General features: G+C 69.2%; 12 protein-coding genes and 4 tRNA genes. 9 read left to right on the plus strand and 7 right to left on the minus strand.

Annotated features, from left to right (window positions below):
* Nucleotides 1-95: 95 nt before the first annotated feature.
* From SLUN_RS18860 to SLUN_RS18875, 4 genes are all read left to right on the plus strand, one after another.
* A complete protein-coding gene (locus tag SLUN_RS18860; protein WP_108149711.1) occupies nt 96-1,682 on the plus strand; it encodes a metallophosphoesterase family protein in 1,587 nt (528 codons plus the stop codon).
* 113 nt (nt 1,683-1,795) lie between these two features.
* Nucleotides 1,796-1,868, plus strand: a tRNA-Glu gene (locus tag SLUN_RS18865).
* Between the two features lie 39 nt (nt 1,869-1,907).
* Nucleotides 1,908-1,982: transfer RNA gene (locus SLUN_RS18870), tRNA-Asp, on the plus strand.
* A 22-nt stretch (nt 1,983-2,004) separates the two neighbouring features.
* Nucleotides 2,005-2,078: transfer RNA gene (locus SLUN_RS18875), tRNA-Phe, on the plus strand.
* A 129-nt stretch (nt 2,079-2,207) separates the two neighbouring features.
* On the opposite strand, the gene SLUN_RS18880 is transcribed toward SLUN_RS18875, so the two are convergent.
* From SLUN_RS18880 to SLUN_RS18890, 3 genes are read right to left on the minus strand one after another with little or no spacing between them, the layout of a single operon-like run.
* Nucleotides 2,208-3,032 carry a cytochrome c biogenesis CcdA family protein gene (locus SLUN_RS18880; RefSeq protein ID WP_108149713.1) on the minus strand — a complete coding sequence of 275 codons (825 nt, stop codon included), beginning with the start codon at nt 3,030-3,032 and terminating at the stop codon, nt 2,208-2,210.
* Complete coding sequence (locus SLUN_RS18885; protein WP_108149715.1) at nt 3,029-3,781, minus strand: DsbA family protein; 753 nt, start codon at nt 3,779-3,781, stop codon at nt 3,029-3,031. The genes SLUN_RS18880 and SLUN_RS18885 overlap by 4 nt, the downstream gene beginning before the upstream one ends.
* A 58-nt stretch (nt 3,782-3,839) precedes the next feature.
* Nucleotides 3,840-4,214 (minus strand): hypothetical protein, encoded by a 375-nt coding sequence (locus SLUN_RS18890; RefSeq protein ID WP_108149717.1) that lies wholly within the window; start codon nt 4,212-4,214, stop codon nt 3,840-3,842.
* Nucleotides 4,215-4,325: 111 nt separating this feature from the next.
* On the opposite strand from SLUN_RS18890, the gene hrpA reads away from it, so the two are divergent.
* The 3 genes from hrpA (at nt 4,326) to SLUN_RS41295 (ending at nt 8,815) form a co-directional block, all read left to right on the plus strand.
* Entirely contained in the window at nt 4,326-8,264 is a 3,939-nt protein-coding gene (gene hrpA, locus SLUN_RS18895; RefSeq protein ID WP_108149718.1) for an ATP-dependent RNA helicase HrpA, read from the plus strand.
* Nucleotides 8,265-8,356: 92 nt separating this feature from the next.
* Nucleotides 8,357-8,431 (plus strand) — tRNA-Asp (locus SLUN_RS18900).
* Between the two features lie 168 nt (nt 8,432-8,599).
* Nucleotides 8,600-8,815: a DUF6274 family protein gene (locus SLUN_RS41295; protein WP_108149720.1), complete on the plus strand. Its 216-nt coding sequence runs from the start codon at nt 8,600-8,602 to the stop codon at nt 8,813-8,815.
* Between the two features lie 421 nt (nt 8,816-9,236).
* Here SLUN_RS41295 and bldC read toward each other — a convergent pair whose 3' ends face one another.
* Together bldC and SLUN_RS18915 are read right to left on the minus strand one after the other, a co-directional pair.
* Nucleotides 9,237-9,443 carry a developmental transcriptional regulator BldC gene (bldC, locus tag SLUN_RS18910; RefSeq protein ID WP_003949541.1) on the minus strand — a complete coding sequence of 69 codons (207 nt, stop codon included), beginning with the start codon at nt 9,441-9,443 and terminating at the stop codon, nt 9,237-9,239.
* A 478-nt stretch (nt 9,444-9,921) separates the two neighbouring features.
* The gene (locus tag SLUN_RS18915) at nt 9,922-10,761 is read right to left on the minus strand and encodes a DUF8083 family protein (protein WP_108149722.1); all 840 of its coding nucleotides are present in this window, start codon (nt 10,759-10,761) and stop codon (nt 9,922-9,924) included.
* Nucleotides 10,762-10,916: 155 nt separating this feature from the next.
* Between SLUN_RS18915 and SLUN_RS18920 the strand changes: the two genes are divergently transcribed.
* Complete coding sequence (locus SLUN_RS18920) at nt 10,917-12,002, plus strand: Leu/Phe/Val dehydrogenase (protein WP_108154830.1); 1,086 nt, start codon at nt 10,917-10,919, stop codon at nt 12,000-12,002.
* Between the two features lie 278 nt (nt 12,003-12,280).
* Nucleotides 12,281-12,532, plus strand: coding sequence for a DUF3073 domain-containing protein (locus SLUN_RS18925; protein ID WP_108149724.1), 252 nt, complete (start codon nt 12,281-12,283; stop codon nt 12,530-12,532).
* A gap of 84 nt (nt 12,533-12,616) precedes the next feature.
* Here the strand turns inward: SLUN_RS18925 and purM are convergent, their stop codons facing one another.
* Both purM and purF read right to left on the minus strand, forming a co-directional pair.
* Nucleotides 12,617-13,687, minus strand: a complete 1,071-nt coding sequence (purM, locus tag SLUN_RS18930) for a phosphoribosylformylglycinamidine cyclo-ligase (protein ID WP_108149726.1) — start codon at nt 13,685-13,687, stop codon at nt 12,617-12,619.
* Nucleotides 13,688-13,720: 33 nt separating this feature from the next.
* Nucleotides 13,721-15,238: an amidophosphoribosyltransferase gene (purF, locus tag SLUN_RS18935; RefSeq protein ID WP_108149728.1), complete on the minus strand. Its 1,518-nt coding sequence runs from the start codon at nt 15,236-15,238 to the stop codon at nt 13,721-13,723.
* Between the last annotated feature and the right edge of the window lie 151 nt (nt 15,239-15,389).

Here is a 15,389-nt window from a genome sequence, read left to right on the forward strand (position 1 = left end):
TGTCACGTACGCCGTGCGAGCGCACCCGTACGACCGCACCCGTACGACCGGCTCGCCCCGGCATGGGCGCCCGCACTCCTGGGCATACGGGACCAATGGCCCGCGAAGCTCCGGAACCGATCCGCTCGATCCGATCCGCGCTCGTCCGGCTCCAGCGCCTCTACCGCTCGCGCAACACCGAACCCACGAGCACCCTCGTCCACACCCCGCACCCCTGGACCCGCGCGCTGGGCCTCGCCACCGTGGTCCTGCTCGGCGCCTGGCTCGGCCTGCTGATCGTCGGCAGCGTCCGTACGCCCGTGGGGCCGATGGACACGAGCATGACCCTGCGCCCGTCCCTCTCCGGCGGCACAAAGATCAACGTCTCTCCGCTGGGCGCCCTGGAACTCGACTCCCATGTGGCGCCCATCCGCCTCGACGTCGATGTCGACCAGCTCGACCCGGCCCGCTCCCAGGCCCTGGTCGAACACCCCGAGCGCATCTCCGGCCTCCAGGAGGAGGTCGCCCACGACGTGAGCGACGGCACGACCGAGCTGGCCGTCCGCTCCTGCGTCGCCGTCGTCTCCGGCGCGACCGCGCTGGGCCTCGCCGTCTACCGCCGCCCGCGCCGGGCTCTGGCGGCGGGTGGCCTGGCCCTGACCCTGCTCACCGCCTCCGGGATCTCCGCGTACGCCACCTGGAACCCGAAGTCGGTCCTGGAGCCCAAGTTCTCCGGCCTCCTCTCCAGCGCCCCTTCGGTCGTCGGCAACGCCCGCTCCATCGTCACCGAATTCGACGTCTACCAGCAGGAGTTGGCGCGCCTGGTCACCAATGTGACCAAGCTGTACGACGCGACCTCGACCCTTCCCACGTACCAGCCGGACCCCGGCACGATGCGCGTGCTGCACGTCTCCGACATCCACCTCAACCCGGCGGCGTGGCACATCATCGCCTCGCTCGTCGAGCAGTACGGGATAGACGTGATCATCGACTCCGGCGACACCATGGACCACGGCACAGCCGCCGAGAACGCCTTCCTCGACCCGATCCCCGACCTCGGCGCGCCCTACGTCTGGGTGCGCGGCAACCACGACTCCGGCGTCACCCAGGCGTATCTCTCCCGCCTCAGGAACGTGCACGTCCTCGACGACGGGAAGGCCGTCACCATCGCGGGCCTGCGCATCGCGGGCACCGGCGACCCGCAGTTCACCCCCGACCGCTCGGTCGTCGCCCAGGGCGACCCTGCCGAACGCATGACGGGCATCCGCCTCGCCTCGGCCCTGCGCGACCAGAAGCGCGCCGGCACCCCGGCCGACATCGCGGTCGCCCACAACCCGGTGGCGGCCCGCGAGACGGACGGCGAGGTCCCGCTCGTACTGGCGGGCCATGTCCACCACCGCGAGACGGAGGTACTCGCCCACGGCACCCGCTTGAAGATCGAGGGCTCGACGGGCGGCGGCGGCCTGCGCGCGGTGCAGAACGAGAAACCGGAGAAGGTGCGGGCGTCGGTGCTCTATCTGGACCGTACGACCAGACGGCTGCAGGCGTGGGACGAGATCACGCTGGGAGGTCTGGGCCTGACGACGGCGGAGGTCAGCCGCCATCTCCCGGAGGAGAACACCCCGGGGGCAACCCCGTCCCCGAGCCCCGGCTCCCCCACCCCGTCGGCGGCCTTGACCGCGTTGCCCCGGGGGACGCGCTGACGTCGGCGGCTCCGTCGCGGGCCACCCCCGAAAAGCGTTTTGGCGATAGCTCCCCACATCCCATATGCTTCTCACGTCCCCGACGCGCCGAGAGGCGCCCAGGTGGGCCCTTAGCCCTCATCGTCTAGTGGCCCAGGACGCCGCCCTTTCAAGGCGGTAGCACGGGTTCGAATCCCGTTGGGGGCACGCAAAACCATGTGCGAGACTTGCGCTCGCACATTGCTTGGTCCTGTGGAGCAGCTTGGAGTGCTCGCCACCCTGTCAAGGTGGAGGCCGCGGGTTCAAATCCCGTCAGGACCGCTGAAGCTCGCGAGAGCTTCGTGGCTGGGTAGCTCAGTTGGTACGAGCGATCGCCTGAAAAGCGATAGGTCGCCGGTTCGACCCCGGCCCCAGCCACAACCCGAAAGCCCCGGATCCCCAGCGGACCGGGGCTTTCGCCATACCCGTCCCAACCCGCGAGCCGTAACCCCGCGCCCCCGAAGGGCCCCGTCCACCGGACGGGGCCCTTCGGCCCTGTCCGGGTCGTTACCCCCGCTCCCTGCGCCGCCGGCCCCGTGCGCCCAGGATCACCGCGGCCACCGCCAACACCGCCACCAGCAGGGCCCAGTCCGGCACCGTCCTGCCGATGCCGCCGGCCCATTCCTCCGCCGCGAACGAATCGTCCACCGAGAGCAGGCCGGGCAGCGCCGTCGTGCCGTCGAAGGCCAGGAAGACCGTGCCCAGGACGATGAAGAAGAGGCCCGACAGCAGCGAGGTCGTATGCAGCTCGAAGCGGCCGAGCCGCACCGAACGGCCGCGCAGCCAGCCGCGTTTGCCCAGGTCGAACCTCTCCCACAGCAGCGCGAGCAGGAACAGCGGAACGGCCATGCCCAGCGCGTAGACGGCCAGCAGCAGTCCGCCGTAGACCGGGCTGCCGCTGAGCGCCGCCACCGTCAGGACGCTGCCGAGGATCGGGCCCGCGCAGAAGCCGGCGAGGCCGTAGACCAGGCCCAGGGCGTAGACGGACACCACGGTCGTCGGGCGGATGCGGCCGGAGATCTCGGCGATACGGCGCGAGGCGAAGCCCATGCCCAGGATCTGGGCCACGCCGAGCGTGATGATCAGCCAGCCGCCGACGGAGACGAGCAGATCGCGGTGGCCGTAGAACAGCCGGCCGGCGAAGGACCCGGCCGCGCCCAGCGGGACAAGGGTGGTCGCCAGCCCGGCGTAGAAGATTCCGGTACGGGCCAGCAGCTTGCCGGCCGAGTCGAGTGAGTACGCGAAGAAGGCCGGGAGCAGCAGCGCGCTGCAGGGGCTGATCAGCGCGAGGAGGCCGCCGAGGAGGGCGGCCAGATAGCCGATGTCCGTCACTTCTCGGCGCTCTTCCCTGCCGCGCTCCCGGCCCCGTTCCCGGCTGCCTTCTTCGCCGCCTCGATCGCCTCGGTGAACGTCTCCATGGGCTGGGCCCCCGCGATCGGACGCCCGTTGACCAGAAACGACGGCGTGGACGTCGCGCCGAGCCCGTACGCCTCGTCCTGGTCCTTCTTCACCGCCTGCCGCGCACCCTCGCCGTCCAGGTCCCGCCCGAAACGGTCCAGGTCCTTCACCCCCGCGTCCCGCGCCAGCGAGACCAGCCGGTCCTTCGCGAAGCCCTTCTCCTTCGAGCCCTCGGCATACGCCGCCGCGTGGAACTGCCAGAAACGGCCCTGCTGCCCGGCCGCCCAGGCCGCCCGTGCCGCCGCCTCCGAGTCCTTGCCGAAGATCGGGAAGTTGCGCCACTCGATGCGCAGCGTGCCCTCGTCGACGTACTTCTTCACCAGCGCGGGCTCGGTGTCGCGGGCGAACTTCCCGCAGAAGCCGCACTTGAAGTCGGCGTACTCGACCATGACGACGGGCGCGTCGGCGCGGCCAAGCGCAAGCGGGTCCCTGGCCTCGCGGCGGGCGAGTTTCTCCAGTTCGGGGTAGGTGCCGGCACCTGGTTCGGCGGACACACCGGCGGCCGCGGCGGAGCCCGTGGACGGCTCCGGCCCGGTCGCGGTGTACGACGCCAGGCCGAGCAGCAGCGCGGCGACGGCGACGCCCGCGCCGAGGACAAGGGGCTTGCGGGAGGAAGAGGACATGGTGGTGCTCCTGAGCGAGAGAGAAAGACCGGAACGGGTGCGAGAACGCAGCCACGGCCTAAACGCGCAGGATCGAGAGGTCGACCGGAGAGGGCGGCACGAGCGGCGGCGGCCCTCGTTCCGGGGTGATGTCCAGCGTTGTACCGTCCTGGCACCGGGAAGCGCTCGCGCCATGGGCGTCGTACAGCGCCGGCAGCAGCTCGTAGGAGGTACCGCCCCGCGGCGGAGTCCCGGGGTGAGCGCCACGGTCCTGGTCCGGCGCACCCTTGCCGCAGCCGGGCGCCCGGCCCGCGTCGGCGACGCCCACCGCCCGGCTGTCGGCCGGTCCGGGGCTCGCCTGTGCCGTCGAACACAGCAGCAGGGCGAACAGCAGCCCCAGCAACGCGGCCGCGGTCGCCGGCAGACGGCGCCGGCACTCGCGGCTGAACGGCATGGACGTGCTTCCCCCGGTTACGGATCTGGACGGATCTGCTCCATACTGCACCAGCTCGTCGGGTAAATGCGTTCGCCAGTGCTTTCCCGGGGGTGCGATCCTGGCATCCGTATGTCTACTTCCCTCGCCGACCTTCAGACCCTGCTGGCCGGGGTGTCGCTGCGCGACGCCCACCGGCTCGGCCGCCGTCTCGAAGGCGCCCGCCGCATCCGTAAGCCCGAGGCGCGGCAGGCCGTGCTGGACGAGATCGTCACCGAGGCCGAGCAGTCCGCTGCCCGCACCGCCCGGCGCGCCGGCCGGGTGCCCGAGATCACCTACCCCGAGCAGCTGCCCGTCAGCCAGCGGCGGGACGAGATCCTGGAGGCGATACGGGACCACCAGGTCGTGATCGTCGCGGGCGAGACCGGCTCGGGCAAGACCACCCAGATCCCCAAGATCTGCCTGGAACTCGGCCGGGGCGTACGCGGCATGATCGGCCATACGCAGCCGCGCCGCATCGCCGCCCGCACCGTCGCCGAACGCGTCGCGGAAGAGCTCCGCACCCCCCTCGGCGAGGCCGTCGGCTGGAAGGTCCGCTTCACCGACCAGGTCAACCAGGACGCGACCTTCGTCAAGCTGATGACGGACGGCATCCTCCTCGCGGAGATCCAGACCGACCGCGAGCTGCGCGCCTACGACACGATCATCATCGACGAGGCCCATGAGCGGTCTCTCAACATCGACTTCCTGCTCGGCTATCTCGCGCAGCTGCTGCCCAAGCGTCCGGATCTCAAGGTGATCATCACCTCCGCGACGATCGACCCGCAGCGCTTCTCCCGCCACTTCGGCGAAGCCCCGATCGTCGAGGTCAGCGGCCGTACGTACCCCGTAGAGGTCCGCTACCGCCCGCTCCTCGAAGAGGACGCCGAGGACTCCGACCGCGACCAGATCACCGCGATCTGCGACGCCGTCGAGGAGCTGCAGTCCGAGGGCAAGGGCGACATCCTCGTCTTCCTCTCCGGTGAGCGCGAGATCCGCGACACCGCGGACGCGCTCAACAAGAAGCAGTACAGATTCACCGAGGTGCTGCCGCTGTACGCACGGCTCTCGCACGCCGAGCAGCACCGCGTCTTCCAGCCGCACACCGGCCGCCGGATCGTTCTCGCGACGAACGTCGCCGAGACCTCCCTCACGGTCCCCGGCATCAAGTACGTGATCGACCCGGGCACCGCCCGTATCTCCCGCTACAGCCACCGCACCAAGGTCCAGCGCCTGCCCATCGAGCGGATCTCGCAGGCCAGTGCCAATCAGCGCAAGGGCCGTTGCGGCCGTACCTCCGACGGCATCTGCGTCCGGCTGTACGACGAGGACGACTTCCTCTCCCGCCCGGAGTTCACGGACGCCGAGATCCTGCGTACGAATCTGGCCTCCGTCATCCTTCAGATGACCGCGGCCGGCCTCGGCGACATCGAGAAGTTCCCCTTCATCGACCCCCCGGACCACCGCAACATCCGCGACGGTGTCCAACTCCTGCAGGAACTGGGCGCGTTCGACCCGGTCGAGAAGGATCCCAAGAAGAAGCTGACGCCGCTCGGCCGCAAGCTCGCCCAGCTCCCCGTCGACCCGCGCCTGGCCCGCATGGTCATCGAGGCCGACAAGAACGGCTGCGTACGCGAGGTCATGGTGATCGCGGCCGCGCTCTCCATCCAGGACCCGCGCGAGCGCCCCGCAGAGAAGCAGACACAGGCGGACCAGCAGCACGCGCGCTTCAAGGACGAGACCTCCGACTTCCTCGCCTACCTCAACCTCTGGCGCTACATCCGCGAGCAGCAGAAGGAGCGCGGCTCCTCCAGTTTCCGCCGGATGTGCAAGCAGGAGTATCTGAACTTCCTGCGGATCCGCGAGTGGCAGGACATCTACGCGCAGTTGCGTACGGTCGCCAAGCAGATGGGCATGCATCTGGAGGAGCCCTCGGCGGAGGCGGCCGCGCCCGAGCAGTCCGTCCACACCTCGTTGCTGGCGGGCCTGCTCTCGCACATCGGCCTCAAGGACACCGACAAGAACGAGTATCTGGGCGCCCGCAGCGCCAAGTTCGCGATCTTCCCCGGCTCCGCCCTCTTCAAGAAGCCCCCGCGCTTCATCATGTCGGCCGAGCTCGTCGAGACGTCCAGGCTGTGGGCCAGGGTCAACGCCAAGGTCGAGCCGGAGTGGATCGAGCCGCTGGCGCAGCATCTGATCAAGCGCACCTACAGCGAGCCGCACTGGGAGAAGGACGCGGCGGCGGTGATGGCGTACGAGCGGGTGACGCTCTACGGCGTGCCGATCGTCGCCCAGCGCAAGGTGAACTACGGGCGGATCGACCCGGAGACCTCGCGCGATCTCTTCATCCGCAACGCGCTGGTCGAGGGCGACTGGCGTACGCACCACAAGTTCTTCGCCGACAACCGCAAGCTCCTCACCGAGGTCGAGGAGCTGGAGCACCGTGCCCGCCGCCGCGACATCCTCGTGGACGACGAGACGCTCTTCGACTTCTACGACCAGCGGGTGCCCGAGCACGTCGTGTCCGGTGCGCACTTCGACTCCTGGTGGAAGCACACACGCCGGGACGAGCCCGAACTTCTCGATTTCGAGCGCGAGATGCTCATCAACGAGAAGGCCGGATCGGTCACCAAGGACGACTATCCGGACTCCTGGCGCCAGGGCGCGCTGACGTTCCGGGTGACGTACCAGTTCGAGCCGGGGGCGGACGCGGACGGCGTCACCGTCCACATCCCCCTCCAGGTGCTGAACCAGGTCACCTCCGAGGGCTTCGACTGGCAGATCCCGGGCCTGCGCGAGGACGTGGTGATGGAGCTGATCCGCTCCCTCCCCAAACCGATCCGCCGGCACTACGTCCCGGCTCCGAACTACGCGAAGGCGTTCCTGGAGCGCGCTGTGCCCCTCCAGGAGCCGATCACGGCGACGCTCGCGCGCGAGCTGCAGCGCATGGTCGGCGTCCCGGTCACGGCCGACGACTTCGGTCTCGACCGGGTGCCCGACCACTTGAGGATCACGTTCCGGATCGTCGACGAGCGCCGCAAGAACCTCGCCGAGGACAAGGACCTGGAGGCGCTGAAGCTCCAGCTGAGGCCGAAGGCCCGCCAGGCACTCTCCAAGGCCGCCGCGGCCGCCACGTCCGGCCCCTCGGGGGGCGAGGGCATCGAGCGCACGGGCCTGACGGACTGGACGATGGGCACCCTGACCCGCGTCTTCGAGACCCGCCGGGCCGGCCAGCCGGTCAAGGCGTACCCCGCTCTCGTGGACGCCGGTGAGACGGTCGCCGTACGCCTCTTCGACACCGAGGCCGAGCAGCAGCAGGCGATGTGGCGGGGCACCCGGAAGCTGATCCTCCTCAACATCCCGGTGAATCCCGCCAAGTTCGCCGCGGACAAGCTCACCAACCAGCACAAGCTGGCCCTGTCCCGTAACCCTCACGGCTCGATCCAGGCGCTCTTCGACGACTGCGCCATGGCCGCGGCGGACAAGCTGATCGCGGACCACGGCGGTCCCGCCTGGGACGAGGAATCGTTCCGGAAGCTGCATGACAAGGTGCGCGCCGACCTCGTCGACGCGACTGTACGGACGGTGGGCCAGGTGCAGCAGATCCTGGCGGCCTGGCAGGCGTGCGAGCGCCGCCTGAAGGCCACGAACAGCCTGACCCTGATCAACAACGTCCAGGACGTGCGCGGGCAGCTGGCGGCGCTGATGCCGGCCGGCTTCGTCACCAGGACGGGCCTGCGGCGGCTGCCGGACCTGATGCGCTACCTGGTCGCGGTGGACCGCCGGCTCCAGCAGATGCCGACCAATGTCCAGCGCGACACGACGCGCATGGCGAAGGTCCACGAGATGCAGGACGAATACGCCTGGCTGCTGGAACAGATGCCGCAGGGCCGCCCGGTCCCGCAGGAGGTCCTGGACATCCGCTGGATGATCGAGGAGCTGCGGGTGAGCTACTTCGCGCACGCGCTGGGCACCGCGCAGCCGGTCTCCGACAAGCGCATCGTGAAGGCGATCGACGCGGCGGCGCCGTAACGCGGCCGTCGCCAGGAGTGAGTTCGACCGGACCCGCTGACCTGCTGTACAGTCTTGCTTCGCAGCGCAGGGAAAGAAGCGCCGCGAAATCTGGTCCTGTGGAGCAGCTTGGAGTGCTCGCCACCCTGTCAAGGTGGAGGCCGCGGGTTCAAATCCCGTCAGGACCGCGCTTACTGACAAGGCCTCGCACCATCACGGTGCGGGGCCTTTGTCGTGCCCGGACCCGGTGAGGCGCGGTGCTTCGCCGGGCGGGCATCTTGACGGCGTCATCTGCCACGGGTACCCAGGGACCAGGGCGTGTTTCAGGGGACGGCACACACCTGGAGGTGACGTGCATGGCGGCGTCCGCAGCGAGACAGCACGAGACCAGAGCGCTTCTACGCGCCCATCTGAAGGCCGCATCCGGCTACCGGCATCTCACGCGCCACTGCCCCATCTGCTATCGCCTCCAACGGCTCGCCATGGAACCGTCCGCGCCCGGGCCCACGCGGACCCCCGGACCTGCGGCTCCGCCACCCACCGCCGAGGACAGGGGGCCCACCGCCGAGTGACGTCCGCCCTGTTGTGCGCCGGTTTTTCCGTGGCAGGCTCGTCTTTGGCAAGAGTTGCGCGATGTGACGGGTGTCACCGAACGGGTTTTCCGAAGTAGGGAACTTACCCCCTCCCTACAACCGACCAATTTAATATGTGCAATTGCACTCCCTCTTGAACATCTCCCCGACCGCCGGCCACCGCCTCCCCAGAAGCCACCACAGGCCGCATCAGAACCGCGGCCGGGCCACACCCGGTCGGCGTCCGGCCGGCACCCGGTCGGCATCCGGGCGGCGTCCGGGCAGAAAAAAATCGCGCTGGACCCGGCGGAGTCCAGCGCGATCAATGACTGAAGTCTGTTGGGGCAGACGCCCGTCATATGGAGCTATAGGCGGGCCTACCCGGGATGGGGGTCCCGGACATGCCCGATCGATGGGGTGTTCAGGCCTCGCTACGCTGCTGCGGAATACCCGCAAGCAGTGCGCGGACCTCTGCCTCGCGATACCGACGATGTCCTCCGAGCGTGCGGATGGACGTGAGCTTGCCAGCCTTGGCCCAGCGGGTGACCGTCTTCGGGTCCACGCGGAACATCGTGGCAACCTCAGCCGGGGTCAGCAGCGGCTCGGCATCAGGGGTGCGAGCGGTCATGAGCGGCCTCCTCGGGAGAACCGAACCATCTCGGTTCTTTCCTCTAAATTCTGCACCTTGACCCGCGTTGCCCGAAATGGCGGACGCGGGCCGAGTCGGTTATAGGACGAACGGCTTGTCCTCGGCACTACAACTACACCATCCGTCCAGCCACGTCGGCCAAACCGATGGAATTGCCCTCTGAGGTGTTCATCAGCGGCGGAAGCCCGATGGACCATGCCATAGCGGACAGTCACCCGCCGGTGACGATCAGTCACAGGGTGATCAGAAGTCATCAGACCCCCCATAGAGTGCAATGCCGAGTATTCCGCCCTTACTTGGACGGAAGGAGCCCTCCCCGGGCTCCTTGTCCTATTTTGACACGAGGGTGGGCGATGGGCGCAAGGGGCTGGTAAGTGCCGTCCGTCACCCTTGAGGCAAAGGCCCGGATCGGGACCTACGTCCCGGACCGGGATTCCTCAGGGATCCCCAGAATCGCTCAGTTGGCGAACTGACGGTCCCTGACGGCCCGCCAGCGCTCCGCCAGACGCGCGTACGCCTCGCCCGCCCCCTCGCCGTCCCCGGCCCGCAGCGCCGCGATCCCCGCGGCCACATCCGCCGCCGAACGGTCGTCGGCGAGATGCGGTCCGGGAAGTACGTGCACCAGGCCGCCGTAATCCAGCTCGACCAGGGATCGCGGATGGAATTCCTCCAGCCAGCGCCCCACATCTACCAGGCCCTCGGTCAGCTGTCCCTCGTCGATCGCGTCTCTCAGCGTCTTCAGTGCGCGGGCCACCCGGCGGCGTGCCTGCACCATCGGCGTCCGGTAGCGCAGCACCGCCGCCCTGGGCCCGGCCGGCTCGTACTCGCGCTCCTTGTCCGAGAAGAGCGCGAACCAGCGCACCGGCACCTGCCAGACCGACGTCCTGATCCACGGCCGCGCGTCCGGGTTGCGCTCGCGCCACCGCTCGTAGTCCGCGGCCGCCTGCTCGCGCACCACCGGCGGCAGCACCGCGTCGAGCAGCGGCGCGGGCAGCTGCTCGGCCAGCTCCTCCAGCGCCAGCCAGCCGCGCAGCCGGGTACGCCACGGACAGACGCACACCACCCCGTCGATCTCCGCGACAAAGGCGTCGGCGCTCTCGTGGACCGGCACCGGGACCGGCGGGGTGGGCAGCAGGTCGGCCAGCGAACGCCTCAGTTCGTCCTGGGCCGTGGGGGTGCGCTCCCGGCGGGCGTAGCGGGCCCAATGGCTCCGCTCGGGCTCGGGAAAGGCCGCCAGCGGTTCGTAGACTCGCAGATAGGCCGCATAGGGGACGTGAACCGAGGACAGCGCAGGCATGCCGCAAATCCTTCCATGCCGGTACGCCGCCAGGGGGTGATCCTCAGCACTGCGTCGGATCTACGCACGCGTAGGACTTACCCTCTGTCCCAACTGGGCCTTCCCCACCCACAGGAGGGCCTTCCTCCGCCGCTTCGTACTTGGGAGTCACCACCGTGACCGATGTGACCGACGGCGTCCTGCACACCCTGTTCCGATCGGACCAGGGCGGCCACGAGCAGGTCGTGCTGTGCCAGGACCGTGCCTCCGGCCTGAAGGCCGTCATCGCCATCCACTCGACCGCCCTGGGCCCGGCCCTCGGCGGCACCCGTTTCTACCCGTACGCCACCGAGGAAGAGGCCGTCGCGGACGCGCTGAACCTCTCCCGGGGGATGTCGTACAAGAACGCCATGGCCGGCCTCGACCACGGCGGCGGCAAGGCCGTGATCATCGGTGACCCCGAGACGATCAAGAGCGAGAAGCTGCTCCTCGCCTACGGCCGCTTCGTCGAGTCCCTCGGCGGCCGCTACGTGACGGCCTGCGACGTCGGTACGTATGTCGCGGACATGGACGTCGTGGCGCGCGAGACGCGCTGGGCCACCGGCCGCTCCCCCGAGAACGGCGGCGCCGGCGACTCGTCCGTGCTGACCGCCTACGGCGTCTTCCAGGGCATGCGGGCCTCGGCCCAGCACCTGTGGGGCGACCCGACGCTGCGCGGCCGCAAGGTCGGCATCGCGGGCGTCGGCAAGGTCGGGCACCACCTGGTCGAGCATCTGCTCCAGGACGGCGCCGAGGTCGTGATCACGGATGTACGGCAGGAGTCCGTACGCCGGATCCTCGACAAGCACCCGGGCAAGGTCACCGCGGTCACCGACACCGACGCCCTGATCCGTACCGAGGGCCTGGAGGTCTACGCGCCCTGTGCGCTCGGCGGCGCGCTGAACGACGACTCCGTGCCGGTGCTCACCGCGAAGGTGGTCTGCGGCGCGGCCAACAACCAGCTCGCGCACCCGGGCGTGGAGAAGGACCTCGCGGACCGCGGGATCCTCTACGCCCCCGACTACGTGGTGAACGCCGGCGGCGTGATCCAGGTCGCCGACGAGCTGCACGGATTCGACTTCGACCGGTGCAAGGCGAAGGCTTCGAAGATCTTCGACACCACTCTGGCAATATTCGCTCGTGCGAAGATTGACGGTATTCCGCCGGCCGCCGCGGCCGACCGGATCGCCGAACAGCGCATGGCGGAGGCCCGCCTTCACTGATCCGGGCAGCGCCGGCCCGCCGACTCGGGAGACAAGACTCACCCCGGTCGGCGGGTCGACGGCCAAGAAGAGGTTAAAATCGCGGTTGACCAGCAAGGACAGGGCTCCTTGCCGGCCCTGCCACGTGGCACGTCATGCGGGCGGCGTACCGTATGGCCGCGGAAGCAGGTACCGTTGAAGTCCTACGGACCGGTCTCTCCACGGAGAGCCCGTTCTGAATTGTGAACGCGTGTCAAGACTCTGGGGCCGTCGAGCCCCGTCACCGAGGGGGTCGAGCCATGGGGCGCGGCCGGGCCAAGGCCAAGCAGACGAAGGTCGCCCGCCAGCTGAAGTACAACAGCGGCGGGACTGACCTGTCGCGTCTGGCCAATGAGCTGGGCGCATCGCCTTCGAGTCAACCACCGAACGCAGAGCCGTTCGAGGATGACGACGAGGAAGATGACCCGTACGCACAGTACGCGGAGCTGTACAACGACGACGATGACGAGGACGACGAGTCCGGTCCGTCGTCGCAGCGCCGCGGCGCTTGACGTACGTACACCTCAAAAAGCATTCCCACGTGACCCGGTCAGGGGCGTCCGCCCCGGACCGGGTTTCGTGCTGCCCCTGCGGGCTCAGTTCGCGTAGTCCCCGGTCAGCGCCGCACCGGTGGCGTGGCCGCCGCGCTCGGTGATCCCACCCGCGACCCAGGCGTCGACGCCGCGGTCCCCGAGCGTGGTCAGCGCCGCGTCGACCGACTCCTCGGGGACGACGGCGATCATGCCGACGCCCATGTTGAGGGTCTTCTCCAGCTCGAGCCGCTCGACCTGACCGGCCTTGCCGACGAGGTCGAAGACCGCGCCGGGGGTCCAGGTCGAACGGTCGACGACCGCGTGCAGACCGTCCGGGACGACCCGGGCCAGGTTGTTGGCAAGACCGCCGCCGGTGATGTGGCTGAAAGCGTGCACCTCGGTGGTCCGGGTGAGCGCCAGGCAGTCCAGCGAGTAGATCTTGGTCGGCTCGAGCAGCTCCTCGCCCAGCGTCCGGCCGAACTCCTCGACCTCGCGGTCCAGCGCCCAGCCCGCCCGGTCGAACACGACATGGCGGACGAGCGAGTACCCGTTGGAGTGAAGGCCGGAGGACGCCATGGCGATGACCGCGTCACCCGTACGGATACGATCCGCGCCGAGCAGCCGGTCGGCCTCCACCACGCCCGTACCGGCGCCGGCGACGTCGAAGTCGTCCTCGCCCAGCAGGCCGGGGTGCTCGGCGGTCTCGCCGCCGACGAGCGCGCAGCCCGCCAGCACACAGCCCTCGGCGATGCCCTTGACGATGGCGGCGACACGCTCGGGGTGAACCTTGCCGACGCAGATGTAGTCGGTCATGAAAAGCGGCTCGGCGCCGCAGACGACCAGGTCGTCGACGACCATGCCGACGAGGTCGTGGCCGATCGTGTCGTACACGCCCATCTTGCGGGCGAGGTCGACCTTCGTGCCGACGCCGTCGGTGGCCGAGGCGAGCAGCGGGCGCTCGTAGAGCTTGAGGGCGGAGGCGTCGAAGAGGCCGGCGAAGCCGCCGAGGCCGCCGAGGACCTCGGGGCGCTGCGTCTTCTTCACCCACTCCTTCATCAGCTCGACGGCGCGGTCACCCGCCTCGATGTCGACACCTGCGGACGCGTAGCTGGCACCGGTGGACTCAGCAGACATAGCCAAGAACTTTCGTGTCGTAAAACGGGGGCGTTACGGGCGACGGAGCGCGTCGGCGGCATCGGAGCCGCCCGCCAGCTCGGTCTCCAGCAGCTGCTTGCCGAGCAGTTCGGGATCGGGCAGATCCATCGGGTATTCGCCGTCGAAGCAGGCGCGGCAAAGATTCGGCTTGTCGATGGTCGTCGCCTCGATCATGCCGTCGAGGGAGATGTACGAGAGGGAGTCCGCGCCCATGGAGGCGGCGATCTCGTCGACGGTCATGCCGTTGGCGATCAGCTCGGCGCGGGTCGCGAAGTCGATGCCGAAGAAGCAGGGCCACTTCACCGGCGGGGACGAGATCCGGATGTGGACCTCGGCGGCGCCGGCCTCGCGGAGCATCTTGACCAGGGCGCGCTGGGTGTTGCCGCGGACGATCGAGTCGTCGACGACCACCAGGCGCTTGCCCCGGATGACTTCCTTGAGGGGGTTCAGCTTGAGGCGGATGCCCAGCTGGCGGATGGTCTGGGACGGCTGGATGAAGGTGCGGCCGACGTAGGCGTTCTTCACCAGGCCGGAGCCGTACGGGATTCCGCTGGCCTCGGCGTAGCCGATGGCGGCGGGGGTGCCGGACTCCGGCGTCGCTATCACCAGATCCGCGTCGGCCGGAGCTTCCTTGGCGAGCCTGCGGCCCATCTCCACACGGGAGAGATAGACGTTCCGGCCGGCGATGTCGGTGTCCGGGCGGGCCAGATAGACGTACTCGAAGACACAGCCCTTGGGCTTCGCTTCCGCGAATCGGGAAGTGCGGAGTCCGTTCTCGTCGATGGCGATGAGCTCGCCGGGCTCGATCTCGCGGACAAAGCTGGCGCCGCAGATGTCCAGGGCGGCGGACTCGCTCGCGACAACCCAGCCGCGGTCGAGGCGGCCGAGGACGAGGGGGCGGATGCCCTGCGGGTCACGGGCGGCGTACAGGGTGCTCTCGTCCATGAAGACGAGGGAGAACGCGCCCCTGACCTCCGGGAGCACCTTGGCGGCGGCCGCCTCTATGGTGAGCGGTTTGCCGTCCTCGTCGACCTGGCCCGCGAGGAGCGCGGTGACCAGATCGGTGTCATTGGTGGCGGCGACCTGGGTGGCCCGGCCGTCCTCCTTGGGGAGCTCGGCGACCATCTCGGCGAGCTGAGCGGTGTTGACCAGGTTTCCGTTGTGGCCGAGCGCGATCGAGCCGTTGGCGGTCGCCCGGAACGTCGGCTGCGCGTTCTCCCACACGGAGGCGCCCGTGGTCGAGTAGCGGGCGTGACCGACCGCGATATGACCCTTGAGCGAGCCGAGAGAGGTTTCGTCGAAGACCTGAGAGACCAGGCCCATGTCCTTGAAGACGAGGATCTGTGAGCCGTTGCTCACCGCGATTCCCGCGGATTCCTGGCCTCGATGTTGGAGGGCGTAGAGCCCGAAGTAAGTGAGCTTCGCGACCTCTTCACCCGGGGCCCAGACACCGTAGACGCCGCAAGCGTCCTGGGGGCCTTTCTCACCGGGGAGCAGGTCGTGGTTGAGTCGTCCGTCACCACGTGGCACGGCACCGAGTGTAGGCGAGATCGACCACTGGTCCGAATTGGGGAAGGCCGGAGGTCGCTCCTGAGGCGTCCTGGCAGCCGCCGGAATCGCTCCGGTGCAGGTGGGAGGGGCGGACCGGGCGACCGGGTGCTAAGTGTCACAGCGGGCCGAT

Origin of the sequence: Streptomyces lunaelactis, from assembly GCF_003054555.1 — a bacterium.
Taxonomy (GTDB): Bacteria; Actinomycetota; Actinomycetes; order Streptomycetales; family Streptomycetaceae; genus Streptomyces; species Streptomyces lunaelactis.

What these genes read in the sequence shown, in the direction of transcription:
- SLUN_RS18925 (WP_108149724.1), top strand. Translation starts at nt 12,281, where the DNA reads ATGGGGCGCGGCCGGGCCAAGGCCAAGCAGACGAAGGTCGCCCGCCAG.
- purM (WP_108149726.1), bottom strand. Translation starts at nt 13,687, where the DNA reads ATGTCTGCTGAGTCCACCGGTGCCAGCTACGCGTCCGCAGGTGTCGAC.
- SLUN_RS18890 (WP_108149717.1), bottom strand. Translation starts at nt 4,214, where the DNA reads ATGCCGTTCAGCCGCGAGTGCCGGCGCCGTCTGCCGGCGACCGCGGCC.
- bldC (WP_003949541.1), bottom strand. Translation starts at nt 9,443, where the DNA reads ATGACCGCTCGCACCCCTGATGCCGAGCCGCTGCTGACCCCGGCTGAG.
- SLUN_RS41295 (WP_108149720.1), top strand. Translation starts at nt 8,600, where the DNA reads ATGGCGGCGTCCGCAGCGAGACAGCACGAGACCAGAGCGCTTCTACGC.
- hrpA (WP_108149718.1), top strand. Translation starts at nt 4,326, where the DNA reads ATGTCTACTTCCCTCGCCGACCTTCAGACCCTGCTGGCCGGGGTGTCG.
- SLUN_RS18860 (WP_108149711.1), top strand. Translation starts at nt 96, where the DNA reads ATGGCCCGCGAAGCTCCGGAACCGATCCGCTCGATCCGATCCGCGCTC.
- SLUN_RS18885 (WP_108149715.1), bottom strand. Translation starts at nt 3,781, where the DNA reads ATGTCCTCTTCCTCCCGCAAGCCCCTTGTCCTCGGCGCGGGCGTCGCC.
- SLUN_RS18915 (WP_108149722.1), bottom strand. Translation starts at nt 10,761, where the DNA reads ATGCCTGCGCTGTCCTCGGTTCACGTCCCCTATGCGGCCTATCTGCGA.